Annotated in this window: 19 protein-coding genes; 11 read left to right on the forward strand and 8 right to left on the reverse strand. The window is 59.1% G+C overall.

The annotated features are described in order from the left end of the window. The first annotated feature begins 194 nt into the window (after nucleotides 1-194). Nucleotides 195-1190, forward strand: a complete 996-nt coding sequence (locus ACKF11_RS01150; protein WP_407995665.1) for a trypsin — start codon at nucleotides 195-197, stop codon at nucleotides 1188-1190. Here ACKF11_RS01150 and phoR read toward each other — a convergent pair. Then, the gene (gene phoR, locus ACKF11_RS01155; protein WP_407995666.1) at nucleotides 1177-2508 is read right to left on the reverse strand and encodes a phosphate regulon sensor histidine kinase PhoR; all 1332 of its coding nucleotides are present in this window, start codon (nucleotides 2506-2508) and stop codon (nucleotides 1177-1179) included. The genes ACKF11_RS01150 and phoR overlap by 14 nt on opposite strands. A gap of 37 nt (nucleotides 2509-2545) precedes the next feature. Next, entirely contained in the window at nucleotides 2546-3232 is a 687-nt protein-coding gene (gene phoB, locus ACKF11_RS01160; protein WP_309564398.1) for a phosphate regulon transcriptional regulator PhoB, read from the reverse strand. Between the two features lie 184 nt (nucleotides 3233-3416). Between phoB and ACKF11_RS01165 the strand changes: the two genes are divergently transcribed. The 4 genes from ACKF11_RS01165 (at nucleotide 3417) to nusB (ending at nucleotide 6650) form a co-directional block, all read left to right on the forward strand. After that, nucleotides 3417-5030 carry an OFA family MFS transporter gene (locus ACKF11_RS01165; protein WP_407995667.1) on the forward strand — a complete coding sequence of 538 codons (1614 nt, stop codon included), beginning with the start codon at nucleotides 3417-3419 and terminating at the stop codon, nucleotides 5028-5030. Between the two features lie 21 nt (nucleotides 5031-5051). After that, a complete protein-coding gene (locus tag ACKF11_RS01170; protein WP_407995668.1) occupies nucleotides 5052-5645 on the forward strand; it encodes a DNA-3-methyladenine glycosylase I in 594 nt (197 codons plus the stop codon). Nucleotides 5646-5721: 76 nt separating this feature from the next. After that, entirely contained in the window at nucleotides 5722-6171 is a 450-nt protein-coding gene (ribH, locus tag ACKF11_RS01175) for a 6,7-dimethyl-8-ribityllumazine synthase (protein ID WP_407995025.1), read from the forward strand. Then, nucleotides 6168-6650, forward strand: coding sequence for a transcription antitermination factor NusB (gene nusB, locus ACKF11_RS01180; protein ID WP_407995026.1), 483 nt, complete (start codon nucleotides 6168-6170; stop codon nucleotides 6648-6650). Before ribH ends, nusB begins: the two co-directional genes overlap by 4 nt. Nucleotides 6651-6726: 76 nt before the next feature. On the opposite strand, the gene ACKF11_RS01185 is transcribed toward nusB, so the two are convergent. After that, nucleotides 6727-6897 carry a hypothetical protein gene (locus ACKF11_RS01185; protein ID WP_407995669.1) on the reverse strand — a complete coding sequence of 57 codons (171 nt, stop codon included), beginning with the start codon at nucleotides 6895-6897 and terminating at the stop codon, nucleotides 6727-6729. Between ACKF11_RS01185 and ACKF11_RS01190 the strand changes: the two genes are divergently transcribed. Next, nucleotides 6883-7470, forward strand: coding sequence for an FHA domain-containing protein (locus ACKF11_RS01190; RefSeq protein ID WP_407996024.1), 588 nt, complete (start codon nucleotides 6883-6885; stop codon nucleotides 7468-7470). The two genes, ACKF11_RS01185 and ACKF11_RS01190, sit on opposite strands and share 15 nt — an antisense overlap. 28 nt (nucleotides 7471-7498) lie before the next feature. After that, entirely contained in the window at nucleotides 7499-9121 is a 1623-nt protein-coding gene (locus ACKF11_RS01195; protein WP_407995670.1) for an HD domain-containing phosphohydrolase, read from the forward strand. Between the two features lie 19 nt (nucleotides 9122-9140). Here the strand turns inward: ACKF11_RS01195 and ACKF11_RS01200 are convergent, their stop codons facing one another. Genes ACKF11_RS01200 through ACKF11_RS01220 form a run of 5 tightly spaced genes read right to left on the reverse strand, consistent with a single transcriptional unit; the run spans nucleotide 9141 to nucleotide 13396 of the window. Continuing rightward, a complete protein-coding gene (locus tag ACKF11_RS01200; RefSeq protein WP_407995671.1) occupies nucleotides 9141-9887 on the reverse strand; it encodes a UDP-2,3-diacylglucosamine diphosphatase in 747 nt (248 codons plus the stop codon). Between the two features lie 8 nt (nucleotides 9888-9895). Further along, nucleotides 9896-10387: a peptidylprolyl isomerase gene (locus ACKF11_RS01205; protein ID WP_309564406.1), complete on the reverse strand. Its 492-nt coding sequence runs from the start codon at nucleotides 10385-10387 to the stop codon at nucleotides 9896-9898. Continuing rightward, nucleotides 10384-11067, reverse strand: a complete 684-nt coding sequence (locus tag ACKF11_RS01210) for a peptidylprolyl isomerase (RefSeq protein ID WP_309564407.1) — start codon at nucleotides 11065-11067, stop codon at nucleotides 10384-10386. The genes ACKF11_RS01205 and ACKF11_RS01210 overlap by 4 nt, the downstream gene beginning before the upstream one ends. A 29-nt stretch (nucleotides 11068-11096) precedes the next feature. Further along, nucleotides 11097-12311, reverse strand: a complete 1215-nt coding sequence (locus ACKF11_RS01215) for a L,D-transpeptidase family protein (RefSeq protein ID WP_407995030.1) — start codon at nucleotides 12309-12311, stop codon at nucleotides 11097-11099. An 11-nt stretch (nucleotides 12312-12322) separates the two neighbouring features. Beyond that, nucleotides 12323-13396, reverse strand: a complete 1074-nt coding sequence (locus tag ACKF11_RS01220; RefSeq protein ID WP_407995031.1) for a L,D-transpeptidase Cds6 family protein — start codon at nucleotides 13394-13396, stop codon at nucleotides 12323-12325. Nucleotides 13397-13536: 140 nt separating this feature from the next. Here ACKF11_RS01220 and cysS point away from each other — a divergent pair, with 140 nt between their 5' ends. From cysS to ACKF11_RS01240, 4 genes are all read left to right on the forward strand, one after another. Beyond that, nucleotides 13537-14904 (forward strand): cysteine--tRNA ligase, encoded by a 1368-nt coding sequence (cysS, locus tag ACKF11_RS01225; RefSeq protein WP_407995672.1) that lies wholly within the window; start codon nucleotides 13537-13539, stop codon nucleotides 14902-14904. Nucleotides 14905-15051: 147 nt separating this feature from the next. Further along, the gene (locus ACKF11_RS01230) at nucleotides 15052-15336 is read left to right on the forward strand and encodes a hypothetical protein (RefSeq protein ID WP_309564411.1); all 285 of its coding nucleotides are present in this window, start codon (nucleotides 15052-15054) and stop codon (nucleotides 15334-15336) included. A 282-nt stretch (nucleotides 15337-15618) separates the two neighbouring features. Beyond that, entirely contained in the window at nucleotides 15619-16923 is a 1305-nt protein-coding gene (locus ACKF11_RS01235; RefSeq protein WP_407995033.1) for a TolC family protein, read from the forward strand. Beyond that, nucleotides 16923-18092: an efflux RND transporter periplasmic adaptor subunit gene (locus ACKF11_RS01240; protein ID WP_407995034.1), complete on the forward strand. Its 1170-nt coding sequence runs from the start codon at nucleotides 16923-16925 to the stop codon at nucleotides 18090-18092. Before ACKF11_RS01235 ends, ACKF11_RS01240 begins: the two co-directional genes overlap by 1 nt. Nucleotides 18093-18094: the final 2 nt, after the last annotated feature.

The raw sequence follows: 18094 nt of genomic DNA on the forward strand, positions 1-18094 counted from the left end.
TCAGGAGTAAAGTGAAGTGCGGCTGGCAATAATCTCCCGGCGCTATTGCCATGCTTTGCTTAACCGTAGTATCGACTGCGGCAGAACGTCTAGCCAGGATCAGTTTCACTGAAGTTCTGTTAGCGCTCCAAATGCAGGTTGGTGTCAGGGAGGTCCTCTTGGGCAGACCATATGGCGTGACTGGATTTTGTATCATGCTGAGCTGGCTGGTGCATGCACCAGCCATGGCACTGATGAACGGCGCTCCTGTCAGCAGGACGGCTGTCGTGCAGTTGGCGTTTGAGCATCGCGAATGGCACGAATACCGCCAGGAATGGCGCGTGAGCCATAGCCAATGTAGCGCGGTGGTGGTGGGCAGGACGCCGATGACCCTGTTGACCGCAGCGCACTGCCTGCGCGAGGTGAGCCTGGATGAGCGCGACGGCTTGCCTTTATTGTCCATCGCGCGCGCGCCCGACTCCTTATTGGCTATGGCCCGGCTGGCCCGGCTCAAGCAGGCCATATTCCCCGAGTTCGACAAGGTGCGCGGCAACCTGATCGACGACCTGGCGGTCCTGGTGTTCGACATCGAGTTGCCCGATGAAATCGATATTGCGCCAGTCCTGCTTGATGAGCCGGCGCATACCCTATTGTTGTGCGGCTACGGCTATGGCGCGGCAGACGCCCTGCCGGTGAGCCTGCGTTGTGCAAGCAAGCATGTGCATCGCGCAACGGAGGGCTTTGAGGCTTTTGTGCCTGCTGCCTATGCCAGCCTGGACACGTTGTTCTATGCGCGCTACCAGGTGCAGTTCGAGAGCAAGGCCAGCGCGGTCTCGACGCTGGAAACGCTGCTGGCTGTGAATCGCCTGAATGAACAGGGGGATTACGACCCGGCATTGCCCATGCCGACCATGGGCGACTCAGGCGGCCCCTGGCTGGAGGAGCTGGCCGGCGGACATTACGGCGTGGCGGGCATCACGAGTTTCGTGGAAAGTTTTTACGGCAGTTCGCCGCAGTTGCCCTTTTTCCGCAAGAGCAGTGCGCCGATGGCGGATTTCGTCTATGCGGCTTATGGCATCCGGCTGGATTCGATGCGCGCCAGGAAGCTGTTCAACGCCGCGCGCATCAAGGGCGCCGATATCCGTGTCTACCGGCGTGGCTGGCAGAATGCCGATATGCCGCCCGAAGCAGAGGCGGTTACGCGGCAGTAGCTGCCGATTCTGGCACGGGTTTGCGCACTAACCGGCTTTGCGGCAGCACGGCGGTGAACGTGCTGCCCTTGCCGGCTTCGGATTCAATTTCCAGGCGCCCCTGGTGGCGGGTGAGGATATGCTTGACGATGGACAGCCCGAGGCCGGTGCCGCCTGTCTCGCGCGAGCGGCTGCGGTCCACGCGGTAGAAGCGTTCGGTGAGGCGGTCGATGTGCTGCTGCTCGATGCCGATGCCGGTGTCCTGCACGCTGAACAGCACATCCTTGCCGCGCAGGAACAGCCGCAGGTTGATCTTGCCGCCGGCCGGGGTGTAGCGCACGGCGTTGCTGACCAGGTTGCCCAGCGCGCTGTGCAGTTCTTCGGTCGCGCCCTTGATGAACAGGCCGGGCTCCACCGGTTCGAGGGTGATCTCGTGCTTGCCTTGGCTGAGGCTGATGCCCTCGTGCAGCAGCATATTGAGCAGGGTGCCTAGGTCGATCTCGCTTTCTTGCGGGGCCTCCGGGCTATTTTCCAGCTGGGAGAGCGTGAGCAGGTCCTCGATCAGGCGACGCATGCGGCCGGTCTGTTCCTGCATCATGCCGAAATAGGCGCGCGTGCTTTCCGGCACGGCGCCTTCCATGTCGGTCAACGTTTCCAGGAAGCCGCCTACCACGGTCAAGGGCGTGCGCAGCTCGTGCGAGACATTGGCGATGAAGTCGCGGCGCATGGTTTCCAGCTTTTCCATCTGGCTGATATCGCGCGAAATCAGGAGCTTCTGGTTGCTGCCGAACGGCACGAGCTGGATTTCCAGCGTGGCGCCGGTCGTGCGCCAGGACTTGAGCTTGATCGGCTCGGAGTAGTTCTGTTCTTGCAGGTACTGGATGAAGTCAATCGGCCGGACCAGGTAGGTGATGGGCTGACCCGCATCCTGCCGCATGGACAAGCCAAGCTGGCTTTCCGCCGTCGGGTTGCACCATTCGATCTGGTCATTGCCATTGAGCAGGACTACGCCGTCGGGCAATGCACTGGCAGCATGGCGGAAGCGGTCAAGGGCCGAGCTGATTTGCGCCTGGCTGCGATTATTCCGGCGTTTTTCGTAATAGATGGCGGAAAACACGTCTTCCCATATGCCGCTGCCCACGGGCATGGTATTCAGCTCCGGCTTCTTGAACCATTGCAGCAGCTGGTGCAGCCAGTAAAGATGGCTGACCAGGTACAGCAGCACGATGGCGCTGAATGCCAATAGCGCCGTCATGGCGTCTGTGGCCGCCCAGACGACCAGGCAGGCGAATATGGTGGCTAATCCCAGCCACAAGGCTTTCCAGCGGATATCTTGCACGAATTGCTTCTTGTCTTAAGACAGTCGCTATTATGAGCTACTGTGCAGAGAAACGATAGCCAACGCCGCGCACTGTCTGGATAAATTCTTCATGACCGGACTCGGAAAGGGCGCGGCGCAGGCGGCGGATATGCACGTCCACCGTCCTGTCCTCCACGAACACGCGGTCGCCCCATACGCGGTCCAGCACCTGGGTGCGCGAATGCACGCGCTCCGGGTTGGACATCAAGTAATGCAGCAGGCGGAACTCGGTCGGCCCCAGCTCCAATGTCTTGCCATTGCCGGAAACGCGGTGCGTCATCGGGTCCAGGCGCAGGCCGCCGACCTCGAGCGGGTCATCGGTCATTTGCGGCGCGCGGCGGCGCAGCACGGCCTTGATCCGCGCATTGAGCTCTCGCGGGCTGAAAGGCTTGGTGACATAGTCATCCGCCCCTACTTCGAGGCCGCGGACCTTGTCGGCCTCCTCGCCGCGCGCGGTCAGCATGATGATGGGGATGGCCTTGGTAAGCTCGTCGCCCTTCAGCTTGCGTGCGAACTCGATGCCGCTCATGCCAGGCAGCATCCAGTCGAGCAGGATCAGGTCCGGCAAGGTTTCACGGATCAGCATTTGCGCCTGCTCCACACTCAATGCCCGGACCGGGTTGTGGCCCGCCTGCGTCAGGTTGAGCGCAAGCAATTCCTGGATTGCCGGTTCGTCTTCTACCACCAGAATATTCGCTGGCATGTCGTGTTTCCTCACTTGTTGAATGACGAGCAATATATGACGCTAATATGACAGATTGATGAACATGATTAAAGCTGTTCGAGCATTGCGGTTTTATTCGACTTGTATGATGATTTGTAACAAAATGTTTCCTTTTGTTACTTTGCAAATCAATTCTAAATTCGAATAAAACCGAGGGGTGGGCATGGCAGGCTTTTTTTCAAAGGAACGTATTACGGCAGGGCCGGGTTACAACCGTTGGCTGGTGCCGCCCGCCGCGCTGGCTGTGCATTTGTCGATTGGCATGGCCTACGGTTTCAGCGTGTTCTGGTTGCCGCTGTCCAAGGCGTTGGGGATTTCCGAGCCGCTTGCGTGCGGGGAGGATGTGAGTTTCTGGATGCGGGCGATCACGACCACCTGCGACTGGAAAATCAGCGACCTGGGGTGGATGTATACCTTGTTCTTTGTCTTCCTGGGATCGTCGGCGGCGGTGTTCGGACATTGGCTGGAGCATGCCGGGCCGCGCAAGGCGGGCGCCGTTGCCGCCGTGTGCTGGGGCGGAGGTCTGCTGATTTCCGCGATCGGGGTGTATACGCACCAGCTCTGGATGATGTGGCTGGGCTCGGGCGTGATCGGCGGCATCGGCCTCGGGCTGGGGTATATCTCCCCGGTCTCGACCTTGATTAAGTGGTTCCCGGACCGGCGCGGCATGGCGACCGGCATGGCGATCATGGGGTTCGGCGGCGGCGCCATGATAGGCGCGCCGCTTGCCAATACGCTCATGAATTATTTCGCCACCGAGACTTCCGTCGGCGTATGGGAAACCTTTGCGACCATGGGCGTGCTGTACTTTATCGCCATGATAATAGGCTCGCTGGGCTACCGGGTGCCAGCGCATGATTGGAAGCCCGATGGCTGGACGCCTCCAGCGAGCAATGGCAAGGCCATGATTACGCCGCACCATGTGCATGTGAACCAGGCGCACAAGACGCCGCAGTTCTGGTTGCTGTGGTGGGTGTTGTGCCTCAACGTCAGCGCCGGGATCGGCGTGATCGGCATGGCATCGCCGATGTTGCAGGAGGTGTTTGGCGGAAGGCTGATCGATGTGCCGCTGAAGCTGGCGGAACTGAGCGGGGACCAGAAACTGCAGGTGGCGGCCATCGGTGCCGGTTTTGCCGGGTTGCTTTCCTTCTTCAATATCCTGGGGCGTATCGGCTGGGCATCCTGCTCGGATTTCCTCGGCCGCAAGCTGACCTATGTGATCTTTTTTGCCTTAGGCTTCGCGCTCTACGTGCTGTCGCCCTGGGCGGGCAGCATAGGGAGCGTGGCGCTCTTCGCGGGCTTGTTCTGCATTATCCTCACCATGTACGGCGGCGGCTTCTCCACGATTCCGGCATATCTGGCCGACATTTTCGGCACCCAGCATGTGGGTGCGATTCACGGCAGATTATTGACCGCTTGGGCGACCGCCGGGGTGTTGGGGCCCGTAATTGTGAACTACTTGCGTGATTACCAGCTTGACCAGGGCGTTCCTGCCGACCATGCCTACAACATGATCATGTACGTGCTGGCGGGCCTGCTGCTGGTCGGCCTGATATGCAACCTGCTGGTGCGCCCGGTGGCGGAGAAACATTACATGACCCCGGCCGAGCTGGAGGCAGAAAAGAAGGTCTCCCATGAGCAGGCGCAAAAGATGACGCAGGTAGCCGCACACAAGAGCAATGCCGTTTTGACCGTTGCGGTATGGGTCGCGGTCGGCATCCCGATCACATACGGTATCTGGAACACTTTGCAGAAAGCGGTTATCTTGTTCCATTGATGTTTGCTATTGGAAATTGTTGTGACTGACCTCTGCCGCTGCGGGTGGGCCAAGGGCGCCTTGGATGTCGTTTATCATGATATGGAATGGGGCGTGCCCGTGCACGACGACAGGCTGCTGTTCGAGTTACTGGTGCTTGAAGGCGCCCAGGCCGGTTTGAGCTGGAGCACCGTGTTGAAGAAGCGGGAACATTACCGCAAGGTGTTCGACCAGTTCGATATCGCCAAAATCGCGGCCTACGATGCGGACAAGGTGGAGGCCTTGCTCGCGGACCCGGGCATCATCCGCAACCGGCTCAAGGTAAATGCCGCCATCGGCAACGCCCGCGCAGCATTGGAGGTGCAGGCGAAATACGGCAGCCTGGACGCCTTCCTCTGGCAGTTCGTGCAGGGCGAGCCGCAGGTCAACCATCGGCTTGGCCTGGCGGATGTGCCTGCCAGGACCGAGATATCCGACCAGATGTCCAAGACTTTGCTGAAGCACGGCTTCAAGTTTGTCGGCTCCACGATCTGCTACGCCTTCATGCAGGCAGTCGGCATGGTGAACGACCACGTCGTGGATTGTTTTCGCCATGCCGAACTGCTGTCCGGCTCTAAGTCTCCCCTGGCGTGTTAAAATGAGGGGATTCGCCAGCGGATTGCCTGGCTCATTTCAATAGCGCAGTGCGGCTGCGCCTAGTTCGGACGAAATCATGAAGAAAATCGCAGTAGATTTGAATGGCAAGGATTTGCGCATCGGCATCGTGCTGTCCCGTTTCAACAGCAACATCGGCGACGGCTTGCTCCAGGCTTGTGTCGAACAGCTGCACAAGCTGGGCGTGGCGGATGACGACATCACGCTCGCCACCGTGCCCGGCGCGCTGGAAACGCCAGCCATTCTGTTGCAGATGGCGGATAGCGAGCAGTTTGACGGCCTGATCGCGCTAGGCGCCATTATCCGTGGCGAGACCTACCATTTCGAGGTGGTTTCCAACGAATCCGCGCGCGGTATTTCCGATGTGCAACTGAGTACCGGCATTCCCGTCGCCAACGCCATCCTCACCACCGAGAACGACGAGCAGGCCGAAGCCCGCATGGCGATCAAGGGCGCCGAGGCTGCGGACGTCGTGGTTGAAATGATCAACCTGCTGAAGCAACTATGAGCGATCAAGACAAGAAGCCGCTAGAGGCGAAAAAGCCGGCCCCGAAGGCCGGGCGCAGCCGCCGCAAGTCGCGCGAGCTGGTGCTCAAGGGCGTCTACCTGGGCTTGATGAACCAGAAGGATGTCTCGGTCATTATCCGCGAGCTGGCCGACGACCCTGATTTCGACCGCGCGGATTACGAATATTTCCGCCAATTGCTCGAAGGCGTGGCGGAGAACATCGACGAGCTGGACGCGCGCCTGGTGGGCTCGCTGGATCGCCAGCTATCCGAGCTTAGCCCGATCGAGCATGCCATCCTCTGCATTGCGGCGTACGAATTGATCCATGACGTGACCATCCCTTACCGCGTCGCCATCAACGAGGGCGTGGAGCTTGCCAAGCTCTACGGCGGCACTGACGGCCACAAGTATGTCAACGGCGTGCTGGACAAGATCGCGGCGGAAGCCAGGCCCGATGAGTTCCAGCGAGGCAGGAAGTAGTTTCTCCCGTATTGATGCATGAATAGCCAGCCGTTGTGCTGGCTATTTTTTTATCCGCCGTCATGCTGTGAATTATTCATTGAGGCGACGAGAGGCTTGTAATCTGGCGCAGGCTTTGTAAAGATTGTGCAGCATAATAACCATAAAAAAAACAAAGCAGGCTTGCTGGCTCAGGGGATGAAGGATTCAAGGGCGGCGGCCCAGCTGCGATATCAGGCTGGAAAACCTTGCCATCAGCGGCGAGCATGCCGCCGTGCTGGCAGAAGACGGCGTGTTCTACATCGAGGACAACCGCAGCACCAACGGCACCCTGGTGAATGGCAACGCCATTACCCGGCACCAGTTGAGGGATGGCGACAGGATAGGCCTGGGGCGTCACCAGATCGAGTATCTTGAGGAGGACCTTGCCGCCGATCGCGGATTCGAGAAAACGGTGCTGGTCATGCCGGCCATCAGGGAAATGATGGCGGAGGCGGCGGAAAAGCAAGCCGCCGAGGAGCCTGTAGGCCACCATGCCGATGGGCGGGCGGTGAATAGGGCGGCCGGATTGCAACCTGCCGGGCTCGCCAAGGTCAAAGTGTTGAACGGCGCCAGTCCCGGGCGGGAGCTGGTAATCAGGAAAACATTGACGACGCTGGGCAAGAGCGGGGTGCAGGTCGCCGTCATCACCAAGCGGCCGCACGGCTACTTTCTTTCCCATGTCGAGGGCGACGGCCGCCCGGTCCTGAATGGCGCTGCGGTAGGGCTGCAGGCTCAACTATTGGCGGATGGCGATATTATCGAGCTGGCCGGGGTCAGGATGTTGTTCTCGCTGGCATAGTGTTTTGGTCGAACCGGACGGAGGGGGAATGACGGCACGCGGCGCATTGGTCAAGCAGCTGGAAGACCTGAACGCAATAGGTATTGCCCTGTCTGCCGAGCACGACCACCAGCGGCTGCTGGAAATGATCGTGATGAGCGCCAAGCGCCTGACCAATGCGGATGCGGGCACCCTTTACAGCGTGACGCAGGACAAGACGCTACGCTTCGAGATCATGCGGACCAGCTCGCTTGGCATCGCCATGGGCGGCACTACCGGCAATCCCATTCCCTTCCAGCCCCTGCCGCTTTACCTCGCCAACGGGCAGCCCAATCACCATATGGTGGCGGCGTATGCCGTGCTCAACGATTGCACCGTCAATATCGAGGACGCCTATTCCGCAGAGGGGTTCGACTTCTCCGGTACGCGGCAGTTCGATGCGACGACCGGCTACCGTTCGCGCTCCTTCCTTACCGTGCCCATGAAGAATCACGAGGGCGAGATCATCGGCGTCCTGCAATTGATCAACGCCAAGGAAGCCGCCGGGCAGATCGTGCCTTTTTCCGATTCCAGCCAGCAACTGGTGGAATCCCTGGCGTCGCAGGCCGCGGTTGCGCTGACCAACCGCCAGCTGATAGAGGGCTTGCGGAATTTGTTCGAGGCCTTCATCCGCCTGATTGCCGGGGCGATCGATGCCAAGTCGCCCTATACCGGCGGCCATTGCCGGCGCGTGCCCGAGCTGGCCATGATGCTGGCTGCCGCGGTGAACCGGGCGGCATCAGGGCCGCTCAAGGACTTTTACATGAACGGCAAGGAGCTGGACGAGTTGCGCATTGCTGCCTGGCTGCACGACTGCGGCAAGATCGCGACGCCCGAATCCTTGATGGACAAGCCGACCAAGCTGTCCACGATTTTTGACCGTATCGGCCTGCTCGAGCAACGGTTTGCCTTGATGAAAAAACAGGCGGAATGCCGCCTGCTGCGGCAACAGCTCGATGCGGTCCGCCAGGGGCGCGAGCAAGGGCTGGATGAGCTTGAGCGGCAACATGCCGACTGGATCAGGCAGCTTGACGACGACCTTGCATTTTTACAACGGGTGAATGTGGGTTCCGAATCGATGCCGGCTGAGGATCAGGAGCGGGTGAAGAAGATTGCTCAATACCAGTTGGAGGATGAGTCAGGCAAGACAGTGAATTTCCTTACCGAGGACGAGGTGTACAACCTGACCATCAGTTCCGGCACGCTGACACCGGAAGAGCGCCAGGTGGTGAACCAGCATATCGTCGTCACCATCGACATGCTGGAATCCCTGCCCTATCCCCCAGGGCTGCAGCGCGTTCCCGAATATGCCGGCGGCCACCATGAGCGCCTCGACGGCCATGGCTATCCGCGAGGCCTGACCAAGGAGCAGCTTTCCATTCCGGCGCGCTTGATGTGCATTGCCGATATCTTCGAAGCATTGACTTCCGGTGACCGGCCTTACAAGAAGGCCAAGACCTTGTCAGAGGCATTGCATATATTGGGTGAAATGAAGCTGGATCAGCATATCGATCCCGATTTGTTCGATATCTTCATCCGGGAGAAGGTCTACTTGCACTATGCCAGGCGCTACCTGCAACCCGGGCAAATCGACGCAGTGGATGAGGCGGCGATACCGGGCTACGCCCCGTGATGGATCATCACGTCACTTGTTACGGCAATTGCTGGTTGCGTACGCCTTGCCGGTCTACAACCAGGCAGCTGCCCTGTTCGTACCAGTCGCCGAGCACCCAGCGGTCCACCCTGCGGCCGTCCACTTCCAGGGGATGCAATGCGGGGCGATGCGTGTGCCCGTGGATGAATAGTTCCGGGTAATCGTACTCGCGCAGCAATGCGGCGACTGCCTCTGCATTCACATCCATGATGCTTTCCCGCTTACCGGACTTCTCCTGCTCGCTGCGTTGGCGCAGTGCCTCGATCTGGTCCTTGCGCGCGCTGAGCGGTTGTTGCAGGAAAGCCTGCTGCCAGGCAGGGGCGCGCACCTGGCGGCGGAAATCCTGGTAGGCGACGTCATCGGTGCAGAGCGCATCGCCATGGCTCAACAATGCGCGTTTGCCGTACAGCGTGACGAGTGTCGGGTCGGGCAGCAATGTCAGCCCGGCTGCGGCGGCAAATGCCTTGCCAATCAGGAAATCCCGGTTGCCGTGCATGAAGTAGAGCTGGGTGCCTTGCTCGGATAATGTACGCAATGCCTGGATGATGGGCTGGTGCTGGGCAAGATCGTCGTCTCCGGCCCAATATTCGAAAAAATCGCCCAGGATGTAAAGCGCCTCAGCCTGGCTGGCCTGCTGCTGCAGGAAGCCAAGAAATTGGGCGGTAATGGCAGGTCTGGAATCGCATAGGTGCAGGTCGGAAATCAACAGGCTGAACGCCGTTTTCTCCTGACCTGCATATCCCATGCTGGTGCTTAAACGATTTCGGCGCGTTCGATGACCACAGGCTCCAGAGGGACGTCCTGGTGGCCGTTCTTGCTGCCGGTCTTGACCTTCTTGATCTGGTCGACGACTTCCGTGCCGGCTGTCACCTTGCCGAACACGGCGTAGCCCCAGCCTTGGGAGGTCGGCGCGGTGAAGTTGAGGAAGTCGTTGTCGGACACGTTGATGAAGAACTGGCTGCTGGCAGAGTCCGGGGCAGGGGTGCGCGCCATGGCGATGGTATAGGTCTTGTTCTGCAGGCCGTTGTTGGCTTCATTCTTGATTGCCGCATTGGTCGGTTTCTGCTGCATGTCCGGGGTGAAGCCGCCGCCCTGGATCATGAAGCCGTCAATCACGCGATGGAAGATGGTGTTGTCGTAAAAGCCGTCTTTTACGTACTGGATGAAGTTGGCAGCGGTAATCGGCGCTTTTTCCTCATCGAGTTCCAGGGTGATTTCACCGAAATTGGTATGTAGCTTGATCAAGGTTTCTTTCCTTTGCTTTTGGTTGGCGCTTCTGTCTGCGCGATGGTTTTGACTTTCTTGTAGTCCAGGCGATCGGCAATGTTGATGGGCTGGTCCAGCAATGCCACCTTTTCAATGACGACAGGCTCGACCGGCACGTTGAGGTGAGCGCCTACTACCCTGGTCGGGCTCTTGCCTATGCGCTCAACCACGTCGATGCCCTTGATTACCTTGCCAAATACGCAATAACCGATATAGGCGGCCTCGGGCTTGTGGAAGTTGAGGAACTTGTTGTCCGACAGGTTGATGAAGAATTGCGAAGTCGCGGAATTGGGCGCGAATGCACGTGCCATGGCGACGGAGCCGTATTCATTCTTGAGGCCGTTGTTGGATTCGTTCTCGATTGGAGAAAAGGTGGATTTCTCCTTCATGTCGGCAGTGAGGCCGCCGCCCTGGATCATGAACCGGTCCACGGTGCGGTGGAAGGTGGTGCCAGTGTAGAAGTCGCTGGTGACGTACTGGATGAAGTTGGCGACGGTTTTAGGCGCCTTGTCCGGGTATAGCTCGATGACGAAGCTGCCGTGATTGGTCTGCACTTCCAGCTGCTGCGGCGCATTGTCGCTGGCAATCGCCGCCAGGCTGGCGCACAGCATGGCTAGGTACAGGAACGGGGCGAGTAAGGCACGTGTGGTTGCGCGCATCAGAATTTCCTCCAATGTCAAAATCTGCATCATGCGGGACCTTCATACATGATCTTCCAGCGCTGATTGTCCCACACCCAGTACTGCTGTTTCTTCATGCGGTTGGCGAGTGCATCGCTCTTGTAGTCCTGGTCGAAACTGACCAAAACCATGGACGCTGGGCCATTAGGATAGCGGAACATGCTGATGTTGGATAGGCCGATCTGCACTTTTGCCTTGCTGGCCTGGATGCGCCGCTTATTCTGGCTCCAGTTTTCCAGGTTGCCGCTGTCGCTAAAGAAGTCCTTGGCATAATGTGCAAGGTATTGTTCCGTGTTCTGCGCTTCCCAGTCATGGCGCCATTGTTCCAGGGCATGATCCAGTGCCTGCTGACGGTGCTTGGCCTCCTCGGGCGTGATCCATTGCAGGCTGTTGCTGATGATGACCGGCGTTGCGCCTTGCTGCAATACGGGAGTCAGGGCCTTGATGTCCGGGTTGGCAATCACGACGCAGCCGTCGCTGGCCTTGGGCGGGCGGCTGTAGACATCCTTGGGCGTGCCGTGCAGCCAGATGCCGTGGCCTTTCTTGCCTTGCTGTTTATCCAGCGGGTTGGGGTAGTTCAATGGGTAGGCGGCTTCGCCGTAGAAGTCGGGCAGCTTGCGCTCCAGTTTTTTGCCTGCGGTATAAACCCCCAGCGGCGTGCGTTTATCCCCTTCTACGAATTTCTCGCTGCCGTTCTTGCCCATGGTGATGTAGTAGTCCACCAAGTGATGAGGCTGGTTGTCGCGGTTCTGGTAAACGTATAACCGTGATTTTGCCGTATCTACCACGATCGCATAGCGTTGTTCCGGCGCCATGCGCCAGAGGACGTCGGGGATTTTGCCTTCGTGCGGGGTGGCAAGATGGCGCTCTATCCGGACCTTGGCCTCTTCCTGAAAGTCGGACACCGCGGCATTCTTATCATCGCCCAGCTTGGTGGACTGTTGCGCAAAAGCCATCAGCAAGTCGCCGCGCACCAGGTGGGCGAGGCGGAAGTTGGGCACGGCTTGCAACAGTTGGTCTATGGTGTTCAAGGCCTCGCGCAACTGGCCTTCGTTGATTTCAAGCAGGCTTTGTACCAGCAGGCGCTCGGCCTGGTTGCTGCTGAATGCGGGCAGCACGTTGCCTGGAAGCGGACTGGATTTGTCTGCCGTGGCGTTCCAGGGCAGCAGGCCGCCCCCGATGAGCAGGGCCGTGGACAACAGTTTGGTAAAGCGTTTGATCATGCTGTATAGGGTTACCGGTTTGTCAGCTCCTGCTGGATCAACCACTTGCCTTGCTGTTGAACCAGGACCAGTTGCTTGCGCGTGCGTTGCGATAAATGATCAGCCTCGTAGGACTGCTGGAATGTGGCGCGCGCAGTGTGTTCATTCTCAATGCTGATTTTCACGTTGGTTAAATTGACTTCGATCCTTGAAGGCTTGCCGACACGCGTTTTGCGTGTCGCCTCCCAGCTTGCACGGCTTTCCCCGTTCGGCGTCTTGAAATCCTTGGCATAGCTGGCGAGATATTGCTCCACATTCTGGCTGGACCAAGCTTTTGCCCAGGATTCTACGGCATTCAGCACCGCTTGTGTCTGATCAGATTTTTTCTGTTCTGTGGGGGACGTTGGCGTAGCCGCCACTTCCGGCGCGGTGGGCTTGACGTTCGCAGGCACAGGTTCGGCAGCGGGCTTGCTGGTTTCCGCAGGCTTGGCAGGCGCGGGGGCTGGCTTGGTGTCGGTCTTGGCTGCCGCCGGTACTGCCGCGAGGCTGGGCTTGGCAGCCTCCTTGGATGGCGCCTTGGCGGCAGCGATGTCGCCGGGCGGCGGCAATAAATCCTTGATCAGCGCGAGTTTGCTCTTGGCTCGGCTGTTATTGGTATCGAGTTGCAAGGCGCGGCTATACGACTCCGACGCCATGCGGGCATAGATGTCTCCCAGGTTCTCGTGGGCCGTGGCGTAGCTCGGGTGGGTGCGGATGGCGGCCTCGAGCGCGGCCTTGGCTTTTTCATAATTGCCCTGGTAGGCGTAGAGCACCGCCAGGTTGTTGTATGGCGCGGGCAATTGCGGGTATTTTTCCGTGAGCTCGCTGAATACCTTGATGGCCTCGTCCTGCTTGTCGCTCTCGGCCAGCAGCACGCCCTTGAGGAACAGCGCCTTGGCATCGGTGGGCTGCTTGCCCAGGTAGCCGTTCAGGCGCTGCAGCGCCTGGGCCGTTTTGCCTTGTTCCGCGAGCTGGTTGATTTCATCCAGTTCGCTTGCCCATCCCTTCGGCGAGAGCAGTAAAGCGGCGATCAGCAGGCTATGGCTCAGCGCGCGTGCAATAGGCATATGCTATAATTCCAGGCTATTATTATGGTCATAATTCTATCAATAAGCGCATGCAAGCACTACTGCCAACGTAGCAGGCATAATCAATAAACATTGCTTGATGACGAATCTTCCAATCCCTACACCTCGCAACCTGAACTATGCTGAAAATCTATAACACGCTTGCGCGCGCAAAGCAGACTTTTTACCCGATCGTGGCAGGCAAGGTCAGCATGTATGTCTGCGGCATGACAGTTTACGACTACTGCCACCTGGGGCATGCGCGCGTGATGGTGGTGTTCGACATGGTGAACCGCTGGCTGCGCAGCTCCGGTTACGACGTGACCTATGTGCGCAATATCACGGATATTGACGACAAGATCATCGCGCGCGCGAATGAAAATGGCGAGACCATCACTGCGCTCACCAGCCGCTTCATCGACGCGATGAACGAGGATGCAGCACGACTTGGCGTCTGGCGACCCGATCTTGAGCCGCGCGCCACTGACTATATCCATGAAATGATCGCCATGATCAGTGCACTGATTGAAAATCAGCATGCCTATGCGGCCGATAATGGCGACGTCTATTATGCGGTGTCCAGTTTCGCCAACTACGGCAAGCTGTCAAGCAAGTCGCTCGAGGATTTGCGCGCCGGGGAGCGTGTGGAAGTGGACGCGCACAAGCGCGACCCGATGGATTTCGTCTTGTGGAAGGCGGCCAAGCCAGGCGAGCCGAGCTGGGACTCCCCCTGGGGGCCAGGCCGTCCGGGCTGGCATATCGAATGCTCCGCGATGGGCGCGCGGCATCTCGGCCAGCACTTCGACATCCACGGCGGCGGGCAGGACTTGCAGTTTCCCCACCATGAGAACGAGATTGCGCAGAGCGAAGGCGCGCATGGTTGCACGTTCGTCAATTACTGGATGCACAACGGCTTTATCCGCGTGGATGACGAGAAAATGTCGAAATCGCTCGGCAATTTCTTCACTATTCGGGAAGTGCTTGAAAAGTACGATGCCGAGGTGGTGCGTTTCTTCATTCTGCGTGCGCACTACCGCAGTCCGCTGAACTATTCCGACCACCACCTGGATGACGCCAAGCAGGCGTTGACCAGGCTTTACAATACCTTGCGCGGCCTTGAGCTGCCGACGGTTGACATCGACTGGCAGCAACCGGATGCGGAACGATTCAAGCAGGCGCTGGACGATGACTTCAATACGCCGGAAGCATTTGCCGTATTGTTCGAGCTGGCGAGCGAGGCCAACCGCACGGGCTCAGTAGTGCAGGCCGGCCTGCTCAAGGCGCTTGCCGGGCAATTGGGCTTGTTGCAGCGCGAGCCCGACCAGTTTCTGCAAGGGGATGCCTCGGCTGGCCTGGCTGCAGAGGAAATCGAACGGCTGATCGAGGAGCGGCTGCTTGCCCGTAAGGGCAAGAACTTTGCCGAGGCGGACCGGATCCGCGATGCGTTGAGCGCGCAAGGCATCGTCCTTGAGGATACCGCACAAGGCACGAGCTGGCGCCGCGTTTAGGGCGCACTGTCCTGGCGCCGTTGCGCCGCTTTGCAGTAACACTACTTGTATGGCCCGCAGAGTGCTTCGCCGAGTTGGCCGCGTTTCATATAGGGGCAATGCCGCAAACTGGTTCTCAGCATTGGATTTTCTGGCTATAATTGAGCCATGTCTTTTGCAAAACGCGTATTTGCGTTACTTAGCGTCATTGTGTGCCTGTGTTTGTTTGCCCAGCAAGCCGAGCAATCGTATGCAATGGAGTATGACGACCCGACTTTTACCCATGTGCAGCAGGTGGAAATGGATAATGACCGCGAGGTCAGCGAGCCCATCCTGGTCATGCATATGCCTTTAGTTCGCCCTCCCTTTGTTTTTGATCTCAAGCTCGCCATTCTGGCCGAGACTTACCGCCAACCCGATCTCTTCCTGATTACCCGTCCTCCTATTGCCTGATTGCGCCTGGAATCCGCCCTGAGCAGCTTGTCCTCAAGTGGCAAGTGCTGCCTTGGTCAGTATCACGGATTCATCACGGCGTCACCTCCTGGTGCATAGACTGGCCCAAGCCTTGCTAAGGATATCCCAGCAAAACGATGATATCCGAGGAAAGCGGAGCCTAGCTGCGGCAATGATGCGCATCAGGAGCCTGCCTTTCGCGGCAGGCTAGTACGCTCCGCATATGTTTGCTATAAGCAATGCATCAATACGGAAAAGTTGATCAATCGGTTCAAAAGTGAAATGAAAACAAATATAGAGACAGGCATGCGCCGGCATGGTGCATTGCCAGTACCGCAAGCCGGCCTGCGACCATTTCTTGTGCGCGTGCTATCTGTCATGCTGGTATGCGGCCATGTGCCGTCGGCATTGGCGGCATATACGCTGCCAGACATGATCGATACGGCCATGCAATACAATCCAGCGCTTGGCATTGCGGCTGCACAGCGCGACGCAGCGCAAGCCGCGGTCACCACCGCATCGACGTACAGCAACCCCCAGGTGGAAGCGGTGATGGGCCCCAGCCGTTACCTGACGCCGGGCGGGCAGGGCGATAACCGCAACTGGAACGTCGGCTTGTCCCAACCTTTGGAGTACCCATGGGTGCGCGATGCCAGGATTGCGGCTGCAGAATCGGGGACCAAGGTGGCGGATGCCGGAACGGAGCTGATCCGGATCGAGCTGCGCTCCCGCGTCAAGAATGCATTCTACGACGTGATCCAGCGCAAGGCCGTACTCAAGCTGGTGGAAGGCGACCGTAACCTGTTGCAGCAGATCCGCGAGCGGGTCAAGTTGCGGGTGGAGGTCGGCGAGGCGCCCAGGTATGAACTGATCAAGGCCGATACCGAGGCATTGGCTGCCGAGCGCGATTACCAGTCAGCCTTGGTGCGGGTAAACGAAGGCAAGGCCTATTTGCGCGGCTTGCTGGGTTCCAGCATCCCGATCGAATACGACGTGGAAGGCGAGCTGCCCATGGGATATGGCTTGCCGTCGCTGGAGAAGTTGCGCGACCAGGTGGTGCACAGCCCGCAATTGTCGCAAGTACGGGCGGCGACTGAAACTGCCGAGGCCAAACTCAAGCTGGAAGAGCGCTTGCGTAATCCCGGCCTGACGCTCAAGGCCAGCGTCGAAGAGGATCCCGATCTCAGGCAGATGCGCTTTGGCGTGGCGATTCCCTTGCCATTGTGGGACAGGCGCCAGGGCCCGATTGCGGCGGCTTCCGCCGATGTGCGCCAGACCCAGGCAACCCTGCACGACCGCGAGTTGGGATTGCGCCGGGATATGGAGGCTGCCTATCAGCGCTACCTGATTGCGCAGCAACAACTGGCCGCTTTCGAGAATGGCTTGCTGAGCCAGGCCGAGTCGGTGCTCAAGGTGGCGGAGGCCGCCTATCGTTACGGCGAGCGCGGCATCCTCGAGTATATGGATGCCCAGCGCACTTTCCGTCTCGTGCGCAAGGATTACCTTGCCGCAAAATTCGATTATGTCAGCAGCATGCTGGAAATAGAGCGCCTGCTTGGTACAGAACTTCTGGAGGTTAAGCCGTAATGTTCCCCAATTCCCTATTGAAACCGTATTCCACTTTCGCAACAAGCGGCCTGGTCGTGCTGGCCTTGCTGCTTTCGGCATGCAAGCCGGCCGCAACGCCCGACGAAGCGGCAGATGAGCCCAAAGACCCCAACATCGTCGAGCTTTCCGAGCTGTTGCAGAACCAGGTCAAGATTGCCCCGGCCGGCAAGGCCGAAATCCGGGAAGTCTTGCGCGTGCCCGGCAGCATCCAGGTGGATGAGCAGCGCGTGGCGCGTATCGGCGCCTCGGTCACCGGGCGCATCACCGACATCAACGTGATCCTGGGGCAGGACGTCAAGCAGGGCGAGGTGCTTGCAACGCTGAACAGTACCGAGCTCGCGCAGAACCAGTTGCTGTACATCAAGGCATCGCAACAGATCGCGTTGCAGACCAAGGCGGTGGAGCGCGCGCGTCAGTTGCTCGAGGCCGACGTGATCGGAGCCGCAGAACTGCAGCGCCGCGAGGCCGAATTGAGCGCTGCCCAGGCCGACTTATATACGGCGAAGGAGCAATTGCAGGTGCTGGGCATGTCGGAAAAGTCCATCGCGCAAATCGCCAGCTCGGGGCAATTGCGTTCCTATAGCAACGTGGATGCCCGCCTTTCGGGCACGGTGATCAGCCGCAGGGTCAACCTGGGCCAGGTGGTGCAGCCGGCGGAGGAGTTGTTCATCGTTGCGGACCTGTCGCGCGTATGGGCGGTGGCTGAAGTGCCTGAACAGCAGGTCGAGCTGGTGCAGGAAGGGGAAGATGTCGAGATCGAGATCCCGGCCCTGAGCAACCGCAAATTCACCGGCAAGCTGATTTTCGTCGGCGATGTGGTGAACCCGCTGACGCGTACCGTGACGGTGCGTACCGACTTGGAAAACAGCGACGAGGCCATCAAGCCGGACATGCTGGTTTCCATGCTCGTGCAGTCCAAGCCCACGATGCAACTGGCAGTGCCTAGGCGCGCCGTGGTGCGCGAGAACGACAAGGACTACGTCTATGTCGAGATCGGCCCCAACCGCTTCCGCCTGCGCGAAGTGGAGCTGGGCAGCGAGTACAACGAGATGGCAGCCGTGGCGTCCGGCCTGGAAGAGGGCGAGACCATCATTATCGAGGGCGCTTTCCACGTCAATAATGAGCGCAAGCGCAAGGAACTGGAATAGGC

Origin of the sequence: Methylobacillus draconifructus, from assembly GCF_045984385.1 — a bacterium.
In the GTDB taxonomy this organism is placed as follows: Bacteria; Pseudomonadota; Gammaproteobacteria; order Burkholderiales; family Methylophilaceae; genus Methylobacillus; species Methylobacillus flagellatus_A.